At 52.2% G+C, this 11,800-nt stretch carries 7 protein-coding genes and 1 pseudogene; 4 read left to right on the top strand and 4 right to left on the bottom strand.

Annotated elements, in window-relative coordinates; translation table 11 throughout:
- The first annotated feature begins 250 nt into the window (after positions 1-250).
- The 3 genes from nrfD to L1D47_RS19140 are packed head-to-tail and all read left to right on the top strand — an operon-like array spanning position 251 to position 4,952.
- Positions 251-1,147 carry an NrfD/PsrC family molybdoenzyme membrane anchor subunit gene (gene nrfD, locus L1D47_RS19150; protein ID WP_160793683.1) on the top strand — a complete coding sequence of 299 codons (897 nt, stop codon included), beginning with the start codon at positions 251-253 and terminating at the stop codon, positions 1,145-1,147.
- Between the two features lie 9 nt (positions 1,148-1,156).
- Positions 1,157-1,873 (top strand): sulfate reduction electron transfer complex DsrMKJOP subunit DsrO, encoded by a 717-nt coding sequence (gene dsrO, locus L1D47_RS19145; RefSeq protein WP_239886417.1) that lies wholly within the window; start codon positions 1,157-1,159, stop codon positions 1,871-1,873.
- A 4-nt stretch (positions 1,874-1,877) separates the two neighbouring features.
- Positions 1,878-4,952, top strand: a complete 3,075-nt coding sequence (locus L1D47_RS19140; RefSeq protein ID WP_239886416.1) for a molybdopterin dinucleotide binding domain-containing protein — start codon at positions 1,878-1,880, stop codon at positions 4,950-4,952.
- Positions 4,953-5,127: 175 nt separating this feature from the next.
- Here L1D47_RS19140 and L1D47_RS19135 read toward each other — a convergent pair whose 3' ends face one another.
- The 4 genes from L1D47_RS19135 to L1D47_RS19120 form a co-directional block, all read right to left on the bottom strand.
- Positions 5,128-6,090 (bottom strand): LysR family transcriptional regulator, encoded by a 963-nt coding sequence (locus tag L1D47_RS19135; RefSeq protein ID WP_239886415.1) that lies wholly within the window; start codon positions 6,088-6,090, stop codon positions 5,128-5,130.
- Between the two features lie 500 nt (positions 6,091-6,590).
- Positions 6,591-7,691, bottom strand: a complete 1,101-nt coding sequence (locus tag L1D47_RS19130; protein ID WP_239886414.1) for a site-2 protease family protein — start codon at positions 7,689-7,691, stop codon at positions 6,591-6,593.
- Positions 7,692-7,806: 115 nt separating this feature from the next.
- The gene (locus L1D47_RS19125; protein ID WP_239886413.1) at positions 7,807-9,477 is read right to left on the bottom strand and encodes a FapA family protein; all 1,671 of its coding nucleotides are present in this window, start codon (positions 9,475-9,477) and stop codon (positions 7,807-7,809) included.
- A gap of 453 nt (positions 9,478-9,930) precedes the next feature.
- Complete coding sequence (locus tag L1D47_RS19120) at positions 9,931-10,959, bottom strand: class I SAM-dependent methyltransferase (protein ID WP_239886412.1); 1,029 nt, start codon at positions 10,957-10,959, stop codon at positions 9,931-9,933.
- Positions 10,960-11,249: 290 nt separating this feature from the next.
- Between L1D47_RS19120 and L1D47_RS19115 the strand changes: the two are divergent.
- Positions 11,250-11,800 (top strand): annotated as a pseudogene (locus tag L1D47_RS19115) (IS110-like element ISSlo1 family transposase); the annotation flags it as partial.

The following is an 11,800-nucleotide window of genomic DNA, read 5'->3' as shown; positions in this document are numbered from 1 at the left end:
GTCATAAAATGATTTCTCGAAAAGTGAAAATAACTACTTTCTTCAAATTATCATTATTGAGTCAATATGCTTAAAGGTTAGTGTGATCTGGCTCCTTATTTATTTTATTTTGCTTTGTATGATTTTAATAAGGGTGATTAAGGTTATCTCACCCGCTTGGTCTGTTATACATCATCTTAAATATCTTTCCTCAGGCGACATTAATTAATCTGTCTGGGTAAAGTGGTAAATAAAATAATAAGGAATGTCTATGAGCGAAGTGCATTGGGGGCTGTTGGTGGCAGCCTATCTGTTCTTAGCCGGTGCGGGAGCGGGGGCCTTGTTTATCAGTGGTGCCCTGGTTTTGTCCGAGAAGGTGGTGCACACCCACCATTGGTCGACGGCGAAATTTAGTGCCATCGCAGGTTTGTTACTCCTGATGTTGGGTACTGGAATGATCGTCTTCGATCTGACCTCTTTCCAGTACGGCATCTTCAACGGTGATATGAGTAAGCTGCTGCGCTTCTATCGCCTGTTCATGACCTTTGAGCCCAGTTCCATGATGAGTATAGGTACCTGGCTCTTGACCCTGGCGATCGTCTTCGCACTGCTGTTTTGCTTCTCCTTTAAGCGGTGTAATCAAGAAACCTTTTCCAGTCGTGGTTATGCGTTGATCAATCTTATCCTCGCGGTCTGTGTCGCCTCCTACACTGCGCTGCTGATCGGTGACATTAAACACAATATCGTCTGGTCTAACAGCATCTTGGTGGTGATCTTTTTGGTGTCTGCCATCTCTTCCGGCGCCGCCGTGGTGTTGATCGTCAAGACCTGGCTAAAACAAAGCGACCCACATCATCGTTTTGCCAAGGCGGATTCTATGGTGATGCTAATCGAACTGTTTGTGCTGGGCATCTTCGTTTATGCCATCGCCAATGTGAGTAAGTTCTATGGTCTGGACAATCTACTGGGGATGGCGACATCGGCCGGTAAGATCTGGTGGCTCGGCGCCGTAGTGGTCGGCCTGGTGCTGCCGCTGCTGCTTAATATTACCTCCATCATGGGCAGAGTCGGCGTGTCTCATGCTAAGGAGTACGGCATCGCCGCACTCACCTTAGTCGGCGCCTTCTGTTTACGTTATTCGGTCTTGTTAGCCGGTCAGTCTTATTAGGAGCTAAAGATGTTAGATAGAAGAAGAACACTCAAACTCCTGGCCGGCGGCGCCATAGCAACCACGGGCATGATGTTTGTCTCCGCCGATCCTGTGATCGCCGACATTCGTCGCCAGGGCAAGAAGCGTCTGGCCATGGTGATCGATCTCGGGCGCTGCAACGGTTGTAAGGCCTGTGTGGTCTCCTGTGGGGCAGAAAACGGCAACTTGCCGGAAGAACACAGGACTCAGGTGCCGCAACATAGTGTGGATCTGAATGGTAAGCAGTATGTATTTAACATGCCGATTCTTTGCAATAACTGTGACAAGCCCTCATGCGTGTCTGTTTGTCCGACGGGCGCCACCTTTAAGCGCGAGCAGGACGGCATAGTGGTGGTGGACTCACAGCTGTGTATCGGCTGTAACTACTGCATCCAGGCCTGCCCCTACGATGGGGTGCGTTTCACCCACTCGGCCACGGGCACAGTGGATAAATGTAATTTCTGTATTCAGCGTACCAGCCGCGGCCTGCTGCCAGCCTGTGTCGAGACCTGTACCGGTGGCGCCCGTGTCTTTGGTGATATCAATGATCCCGAGAGCGAAGTCTCAAAGCTTATCCGTCAACATAGGCCGCTGGTGTTGCAGGCCGGTAAGCAAACCTCCCCCAATGTGTTCTATATCGGCTTGACTCAAGACGAGAGCAACACGGCATACAGTATCAATTCTCCCCAAACCTGGCAGAGGTAGCAGCATGGATCGTAGAGATTTTTTAAAGGCGGGTTCGGTTGCCGCCGTGATGACAACGGGCGCATTGGGCGCAAAGGCCGCGACAAAGGCCAAGACGACAGACGCCGAGATCGGCCGTTATGCCCCGACTTCCTTGACTCCGGAGTATTACTTCGACAAGGACAAGCAGCTGGTGGAAAATCCTGAGCAGCGTTTCGCCTTCTCTAAGTGTTTCGGCTGCTTCAACGTCTGCGGTGCCCGGGTCAGCATAGACAACAAGACTGACAAGGTGCTGCGCGCCGTGGGTAACCCCTATACCTTGACCAATAACGCGGGCCAGCCCTTTACCATGGAGATGCCGCCCAAGGAGGCGATGATACAACTTTCCGCCGTCAGCGGTCTAAGCCAGAGCAATCGCGCCACCCTGTGTGGTCGTGGCAATGCGGTGCCCGACGCATTCGAGGACAAGCATCGCGTTACCCAGTGCCTCAAGCGGGTGGGTAAACGAGGCGAGAATCGCTGGCAGAGCATCTCCTATGAGCAGCTGCTCAAGGAGGTGATTGAGGGCGGCGATCTCTTCGGCGAAGGCAAGGTCGAGGGACTCAGGGCGATACATGATAATCCAGCCCTGGCCAATCCCAAGTATCCCGATTTCGGTCCGGTGAAGAATCAGCTGCTGGTCTCAACCTCCTCAGAGCAGGGGGCCCGGGCCGATTTTTTACACCGTTTCGTCAAGGAGTGCTGGGGCACGCCCAACATAGGCAATAAAGACTCTTACTGTGGTCACCAGCAGGTGGCGGGTTGTGCCCTGGGCTGCTTCGACGCCGTCGACGAGATGGCCTTACCCCAGGTGGACTATGAAGAGACCAAGTTTGCCATCTTCATCGGTACCAACCCTGGGCTCAGTGGCAATGGCCTTAACGTGGGGTCGCGCCGTCTGGCCAAGGCCCGTAGCGATCGCCCCGATTTCAAATATGTGGTGGTGGACCCCATCTTGCGTTCCTTAACCTCTGAGGTGGATAACTGTCAGGGTGAGTGGCTGCCCATCATCTCGGGTGGCGATACCGCGCTGATGTTCGCCATGATGCAGTACATCATCAATCATGATCGCTATCGCCGCGCCTACCTAGAGGCGCCGAGCCAGGCGTGTGCCGATGCCATCGGCGAGATCAATTACACCAACGCCACCTACCTGGTGGTGAAAGAGTCGGGTCACCCCCTCTATAACCAGTTCCTCACTGCAGAGGCCTGTGGTCTAGGGGATGCCGAGGTTAAGATGGTGATCGATAAGGCCTCGGGCCAGTTGGTGACAGGTGAAAGCGATAAGCCTGCCGAGCTATTTTATAAAGGCAAGCTGGCGATCGGTAACGGCGTTGAACTGCAAGTGGAAACCGCCTTCTCGCTGCTCAAACAGAGAGTAAACGGTCACTCCATGCGCCTGCTCTCCGAGCGCTGCGGTATCTCAATGGCCAAGATTGAGGAACTCGCCAAGGAGTTCACCTCCCATGGCCGCAGCGTGGCTATTGAGACTAATACCGGCTGTAATGCCTCAGACGGCGGACAATTCGCCTTTGCCATGATCATGTTGGCGACCTTGGTGGGCGCACATAATGCTAAGGGGGGCATGATGCACATGGGGGGTGTGGGTTACGCCGCCATGTATGACATCTACGACGGCCCTCTCTATAACCTGATGGACTTCGAGCACACCTCGCTGACTGGCTTCAATGCCGAGCGCTCTGGCGACTATGAACAGAGCCATGAGTACCAGCAGAAAGTTGCTAAGGGGATAGATCCTTACCCGGCGGAGCAGCCCTGGAACAACACCTTTGTGCAGGACAACAGCGGCGAGCTGCTGGTGGCCCATGCTAACAAGAACCCTTTTCAGTTCAAGGCCTGGATCACCTGGGCGACCAACCCCATCTATGGCTGCTCTGGCCTGCAGGATCAGGTGGAGGATTCCATCAAAGATCCCAAGCAGCTGGGACTGATCATCGCCCTGGATCCTTACATCAACGAGACCAATGTCTTGGCCGACTACATAGTGCCGGACTCACTGCAGTATGAGCAGTGGGCAAACTCACGCATGTGGGGCAGCGAATTTGTCGGCGATGTGGCCTGTGTGCCCGTGGTGGCTTCGCGTAACGTCAAGACAGCTCAGGGTAATGACGTCAACATGGAGCAGTTCCTGATCGATATCAGCAAGGCGATAGGCCTGCCTGGTATGGGTGAAAAGGCGTTTAAGGACCTCGAAGGACGAGATTTGCCGATTCACGAACCGGCCGACTTCTACGTGCCCCTGTTTGCCAATATTGCCCATACAGGTTCTGTGCTGCCATCGCCCACGGAGGAAGATATTGCCTTTACCAGTGTGGATAGGGTATTGCCGCTGTTCAAGGCCAGGCTCAAGCCTGAAGAGCTGGGGCCTACCGCCTATATGCTAACCCGAGGAGGACGTTACGAGCGGGTGGACGAGCGCTACGAAGGGGAGTTCTTCAATCCCATGATGCGCATGGATACCCAGTTTCAGGTGTACAACGAGTCCCTGGCTCGGGTGAAGGATTCCTACAGCGGACAGTTTAACGACGGTCAACCCGTCTATGATGTGGATCGTTTCTGGGATGGCTCGGCGGTGCGTCAGCTGTGGAAGGTGAACGAGTATCCCTTCAACCTGTCGACCTTTAAGCTGCATCTGCGCAGCCCTTATTCTGTGGCGCTGCCGCGGATCACTGCATTGGGCGAGACCAACTATATCCACCTGCATGAGGATGACGCCGCCAAGTTCGACATCAAGGATGGCGATAGGGCGCAGGTGCTGTCACCTAAGGGCAAGCATATCGAGGGAATAGTGCAGGCCGACAAGACGGTGGCCCGCAACACCATAGTGGTGGGTATGGGATATGGCCATTGGTGCTTCGGTGCCAGCGATCTCGAGATCGATGGTCAGGTGATCCCTGGGATCCCATCGCGAGGTACGGGCATCTGTCCCAACCCCTTTAACATAGTGGATCCTAGCCGTAAGGGCGCCAGCCTCTACCGCGACAGAACCTTTGGTTCGACCGCCAGACACGGGGTGCCGGTGGCGATCCGTAAGGTGTGATCCAAAGAAAGCGCCGCCTCGTATCTGGGCGGCGCATCGCTTACGCTGTTGTTAGGCCTGTCTTTGTCGTCAATCACTCGGATAGGACACTCTTGCCCCCATCTCCTGTCTTAGCGACAAAGATTTTACCTAGATACTCTATTTATCCCTAATTGATAAATAGAGTTTTTTCTTCTTAGCGCTTCATCGCTAGATACCACTCATCACGAATGTTATTAAACAGCTGTTGCTTGAGCCAGTGATGAGTCGTTGATTGGTTTATTTCAGAAGAGATTAGGTAGTTGCCAACCCTGCGGCCGACATTAATCTGCTTCAGCAGATGCGCTGTTAATTCGCTTGGTAGAGTGGCGGTTCGTAGGCCTTTGATCATTTCGCAAAACTCACGGGTAAAAACATTGCAGCTCATGGAAATAGCTCGGCTATCGAGGATATGGCGACTGAGTGCAGCAATATTATCGGTAGCTCCGATTACATTCACAGCGATTCCCTGCTGTTTGGCAAGTTGTGCAATTAATGGCTGACTTAGATCGTTATAATTATCCATAGCGAAATAATCATACTGACATAAGTTTTCTAAGGTAAACTCCTCTGAAAATACTGCATGTCCTTCCTTGGCTATTAAAAAAAGCTCCTCCGTCGGTGATAACATTTCGTGAATTATTTTGTGATCTTTAAAGTTTTCATAAACCACTGCGAAATCTATTTCACCATGCTCGATAGCGCGGCTACAATCGCTGGAAAGGGTGCGTACTTCGAAGGTTAAGTTAGGCGCCTGAGGTAATATTTGTTGGTTGATTACCTTGTTTATCACATAGGTAAACTCATTATAGGCGTAGATCTTAAAGTGACCCTTTGCTGTAAGTGGGTTGAAATGAATATGGTTGTGTTTAATTACCTGATAATCATGTAGCAACTGTTTGATATAAGGAAGGAGTTGAACAGCCTTATCCGATAAAACAAATCCTTGTGCTCGACGAATGAAAAGCACATCTTTAAAAATGTCACGCAGGATGCCCAGATGGCGGCTAACGGAGGAGATGCTTATGCCTAGTTCGTTAGCGACCAAACCGGCATTCAGGTGACGGCTTATGGATTCGAAAATGATCAGTGACTGATAATCGAGTTTGTCTATGTTCATAAAGAGAAGGCAATTCGAGATATTTATTCATTTTTATCATGGTATAGAGACGACAACAAATTTAATGGATAAATTTGTGTATTGGATTGGCATCTACCCTAATAAAGATTAAAAAGTGCTACTTAATTTAATTGTGTGTACTGTTTTTTTATATGATTTTTGCCTTGAAAAGTAAAACTGATTACCTGGAAAAGTTTTTAGTATCTTGGGGTAAAGCGATAATCGCTGTCGTAAAAAGTTAACTATAAAAAGGTATAAAAAAAGAGGGACAGGATGGTGAGGATGTTTTTTGAGCGTTTTTCGGGTTAGAAAGAAGGCTTTTGGCATGTTGTCTCAGAGCTATTCCCTATTGTCTGATTCGACAGATTAATGGATTGGAGGGGCTTACAAATGGGAGACGCATGTGGATGTTGTATTGTCTCGTTGATCTGGTTGCCTGCCTCGGCTCTCATCTAAAAGAGCGAGGCAGTATTTTAAATGATGATGCAAAGATCAGAGGACTAGCTTTGCAAGATCTTGAGCGGTAGGCCAAGCATGTCGTCGCCGCTGCCGGCCAGATACCAGATGATGGCGACCAGGGCGCCGACGGTCAGCAGATACCAGATGGTAGAGAAGATCTGCCCATATCTGTCCAGCGGCAGCAGATGACTCTGATGGCGGCTCTTCCACTCGAAGACGATCTCCAGGCTACCGATCAGCAGCAGGAAACCCAGCAGCGCCAGCCCCAGGCTATAGCTGATAAAGACGCCGATGGCGGCGCCCGCCACGCAGGCAATCAGCCCCATCAGACTGTTCATTGAGAAGCTGATGCTCTTGAGAATATGCCCCCCGTCCAGGGGCAATATGGGCAGCAGGTTGAACAGGTTCAGCAGGGCGTTGAAGGCGGCGAGCCCGGCAAACATTGGGTTGTCTGTGATCCAATAGGCGATCAGGGAGGCTATCGACATCAGGAGGCCGAAGGTAGGCCCCATGATAGAGATCACCACATCCTGCCAGCGGGTGTTGATCTTCTCGTCGCTCAGCGCCAGCCCGCCCATGAAGGGGATGAGGTAGATCCCCTTGGTCTTCATGCCGAAATACTTCATGGCGCGAATATGGCCGTACTCATGGAACATGAGACAGGCGATCAATGCCAGGGCAAATTCGAAGGAGAAGAGCCAGGAGTAGGCGGCCACGCTGGCACCGGCCAGCACCACCTTAATCACCTTGGCGCTCTTGAGCAACTTAAAGCCCAGGGAGGCCAGGCCCACCAGGCTCAGTTTCTGCGAAGCCTTAACCGGGGTGACGGGCGTCTGACGCTCTATGTCTTTGGCGTCACGGCTACCTTGGCTCAGCACGGCATCTTCGCTCAGCAGGCGATAGTTGAGGCTAAAGGGTTGCCAGATGAGATCCACTTCCAGGGTGAGGGGGATCTTCTGTACCGATTGATCTTGAGGGTTATGGCGGCTTAACTCGAACTCATGGTTTCTCAGTCCCTGATTATCGGCACTGGCCTCTTTAACCGACACCAGTTGATTGTCCCAGAAGAGTTGTTGCCAGCCCGCCAGCGAGCCTTCGAGGCGCAACTCTTTGCCTAAACAGTCTATTCTCAGTAGTTCCACTTGTTTTCCGTTATCCGTTACCGCTATCTGGCGGGGATTATGCCTGTAAAGTCATGGCAAAGAAAAGAGGCCCGACAATTTTGCCGGGCCTCGTTGATCTGCTAATAAACTGCGATCACTTGCGATTGCTGTAGTCGAAGCTGATCTCCTGGCCTTCGTTGACCACTATGCAGGGGCCGTGCTCACGCTGGGTGCGATTAAAGGCGGGGCCGATATGTAGCTCGACGTTGGCGAAGATATGTTTGCAGGCCTCGATGCGGTACTCCTGATAGTAGCGTTCCACTTCCTGCTCGATGGCGTTGAACTCCTGTTCCTCGCGGGACCACTCCTGGGTGATGCGGCGCTTCTCTTCCAGCATCCCCTTGACCTGCTCGACCATGAGGGCGTCGTCCTGCCACTCTGCCTTAGGGGGCAGCTTGTTGAGGCTGGCCTCTATGTTGAGCTTGGCCACCACCATCTGTTTGATCCCCTGATCCAGCTGCTTGAGTTCCTCTTTGAGCTCGCCGTGCTTCATGGCGCAGAAGACCTCGGTGCGGGTACCGGCAGTGGCACCAATGATCACCGCCTTGACGCCCTTGTCGGCCTGGGCCACACCACCCACAAGATCGCCCCGGCGGCCATTGGCGTCGCTGACGATGAGGTGCCCAGCGGTCTGGGTATGACTGTGCAGTAGCTGCTTGGTGACCAGAATATCGCCTTCGGCCTTTAGCTCTGAGTATTGGACGAACTGGGCCGAGATCTGCCCCTTGGCAGAGAGCTTGGTAGAGAGTTGATCTTCCTTGAGCTGGCGGCCAATGACCCCCTTGCTGACTGTGATATCACCATCGGCGATCAGTTGAGCCGAGTCGACAAATCCCATCACGGTAATATCGCCGGTGGATTTGACCACCATGCCTTCATGTACGTCGCCGGTAACCAGGACACTGCCCTTGAAGTCGACATTGCCGTAGCCGATATCCACATCTTTTATCTGCAGCACATCATCGACCTGCATGCCACTCTTGGTCTCTACCGGCTGGCCGGCTACGGTGGCGACCAATACATTGGGGTCGGATTCCAGTTGCTCTGTGCCTGTGCCTGCGGTGAGTTGGAGATCTTTACCGGCGATCGGTAGCAAAGGCTCACCCTGCACGTTGTAGCCCTTGGTGCCTTCGGTCGCGGGGATCTTAATCATCAACTTGTCGTTGGGTTTGACCATGATGATCTCACCCAGGTTGCGCATGTCGACCGTGCCGTCGGCGCGCTCCTGAGGCTGAAGCAGACGCTCCCTCGCCAGTGGTACCTTGCGCTCGACGATGGCGTTGGTGCCATTGATGGCGGGCTTGCCGTGGGCGAACACCTCGCTGCAGCTTTCTCCCGGTGCCAGGGTCGGTAGCCTGGCGAGCAGGGCTTCAATCTTGACCTTGCTCAGCCCCATGCAGATCTGCTCTGTCTTGAGGGCTCTTAAGATATCTTGCAGTGTCAGAGACTTACCACCCCATGGGGCGGTGAGCGTCATCTCGGCGCTCATCTTGTCGTCGCTGAGGTTGATGGCGATCTCGGCGTCGCGGCGCTCGGCGATCTCGAAGAAGAGTTCATACTGGCCATCGTCCTGGCCGATCACCTTGTTGACCTGAGCGACGGCCTTTTCGATAACATTCTTACGGGGATAAAGCTGGCAAAATTCGGGCAGGGTGAGCAGTTCGAGAATGGCGTCCACCGTCAATGGGCCATGGGTATTGGGAATGACTTTAAATTCGGCTAAGTTTCCGTCACTACTCAGTTCAATCAGTCCAGGATCCAGCATAGAAGTTTCCGCAGGTTAATTATTATTTTAGTTAGTATTCTCCCGAGTATAACAGCATAAAGTTTGACCTATGAAGCCCTATTTTATGATGCAGATGAAGCGCATGATTGAAATGAGATCTTGTACGACAAAAGCCGGGTGATCCCGGCGATAACTAAGGAAGGTGCGAATAAGTCCCGTGCTTGCTCTGCGTGTGCATAAAGTGGATAGATGCAAGGCACAGTTGCAGCGAATGGCCCTAGTTCTTCGCAAGAACTGTAACGCAGAAAATACCGCTGTAAGCCTCGCCCTGCGGGGCTTTGATAGCAACACCATTTCGGCGTTATTCAACTTCAGCAGGCCTCGGCATGCCCTCAGTTGAATGCCTTGAACTGTCGCTGCTATCAAAGCCAGAGCTGTGCGACGACTTGTTCGCACCTTCCCTAACAGATTAAACAGTGCTTTTTAAAGTAGTTACGCCTTTTGGTTGGCGTAGATCTTGTATTTGTTGTTCTCGGCCGTCACATTCACCGTCTTGAAGAACTGGGCTATGGTGTCACCGTAGGGCAGGTGGCGGTTGGCTACTATCTGCCATATCCCACCAGACTTGAGCTGGGCCTCGCTCTGCTGCACGAAGCGGGTCGCGATCTCTGTGGTGCTGTCCAGTCCATCGTGAAACGGCGGGTTGGAGATGATGGCGTCAAACATTCCTTGGGTTTGCGTTAAGCCATCGGAGGCATAGACCTTGGCCTGCATGCCGTTGGCCGCCAGGGTTAGCTCGCAGGAGGCGAGAGCCATGGCATTGATGTCGACACATTCGAGTTCGAGGGCGGGATTGGCCTTGAGCAGGGCGGCGGTGATCACCCCGGCGCCGCAGCCAAAGTCGAGTACTCGTCCCTCGAGCGTGGGCAGGTGCTCAAGCAGCAGCTCTGTGCCCTCGTCGAGTCGCTTCTCGCTAAAGACGCCCACCAGGTTGCAGATGGTCAGCTCGCCCTGTGGTGTACTCAGCGAATACGCTTTGACCCAATCACTCAGGTTTATCTCGGGGGCCTCGCTCTGCAAGGTGCTGGTATAGAGCATACAGTGACGGGCGTTGTCACGCTTAATGGCCGCGTCGAAATAGTCCGGCATTTGCTTGGCTATCGAGCGGATGCCGCCCTTCTTCTCGCCGACGATCACCAGATCGCCTCCGGGGAGAAGATGGCGCCCGGCCAGGTTGAGCAGGTAGGGGCTAAGGCTCTTGGACTTAGGATAGAAGAGCAGCACGACATCGAAAGTTTGCGCCGATGGCAGCTTATGGCCGAAATGGCATTGCAGGCGGGCGTTTTCATGGCCTTGCACATGCTGATAGTGGTTGAAATCCAGGGCCAAAGTGGTGACTTTTGTGGCATGTTCCAACAGGGTCGTCGCCAGAAGATCGCACTCATGATTAATGAGTAAAACATTTTTTGATTCAAACAGTTCGATATTTCTTAGGACGACTTGAGAAGGATTAGATAACACGCGCAACCACAGGCCAAAGGGGAATTTGCGGCAATTATAGCCCAAGCCTCTATATTATCAGTAACATTTATTATGCCAGTTCGCCGATTCTTGCCTAAGCTATATCTCATCAGACGATAAATTTCCTTTGTTATGTGAGATTTGGCGCATGACATGGGTAGGTAGGAGATAGAGGAGCGGGGATGCGGCGATTGTCGACATGGATGATGAGATGGACACCTCTTGTGAAATCGGCGTCAAAAGCGCCATATTGAATTTACAAGGTTCAATGTCAACAAAAGGTGTCCACTATGAAAGTTACTCTAATTGGTATCGATTTGGCAAAAAATGTTCTTCAGGTTTGCGGTGTCAATCAAGTCGGTAAAACGCTCTTTAATCGCACCGTTAAACGAACTCAACTGCTGAAAACGCTCGTTCAGTATCCAGATGCTGTCATTGCAATGGAAGCCTGTAGTGGCTCAAATTATTGGGGCCGAGAGCTGATTTCGCGGGGATTTGAAGTGAAACTTATCCCACCACAGCACGTGAAGCCCTTCGTGAAAGGCAATAAAAATGACCGCAATGATGCCTTTGCAATCTGTGAGGCCGCGATGCGCCCCAACATCATCTTCGTTAAGCCAAGAACCTTAGCGCAGGTCGATATTATTATTTCCCATCGCATTCGCGAGCGTCGTATTCGTGTCAGAACCGCACTGACTAATCAAATACGTGGATTATTGAGTGAATACGGTATTGTTATTCCTAAGGGCCGCGATCCGCTCAATCTTGCTCTACCTGAGCTACTAGAAGATGCCAATAACTCGTTAACCACCACCGCCCGTAGGTATATCAGAGAGTTACT

The organism is Shewanella sp. Isolate7, assembly GCF_022398425.1.
GTDB lineage: Bacteria > Pseudomonadota > Gammaproteobacteria > Enterobacterales > Shewanellaceae > Shewanella.
The sequence above is the reverse complement of the archived record's forward strand: the minus strand, read 5'-3'. Positions and strand labels throughout refer to the sequence as shown.

Bases quoted from the DNA above. Each gene is read 5' to 3' on its own strand.
- L1D47_RS19125 (WP_239886413.1), bottom strand. From the start codon at position 9,477: ATGCTGGATCCTGGACTGATTGAACTGAGTAGTGACGGAAACTTAGCC.
- L1D47_RS19135 (WP_239886415.1), bottom strand. From the start codon at position 6,090: ATGAACATAGACAAACTCGATTATCAGTCACTGATCATTTTCGAATCC.
- dsrO (WP_239886417.1), top strand. From the start codon at position 1,157: ATGTTAGATAGAAGAAGAACACTCAAACTCCTGGCCGGCGGCGCCATA.
- L1D47_RS19140 (WP_239886416.1), top strand. From the start codon at position 1,878: ATGGATCGTAGAGATTTTTTAAAGGCGGGTTCGGTTGCCGCCGTGATG.
- nrfD (WP_160793683.1), top strand. From the start codon at position 251: ATGAGCGAAGTGCATTGGGGGCTGTTGGTGGCAGCCTATCTGTTCTTA.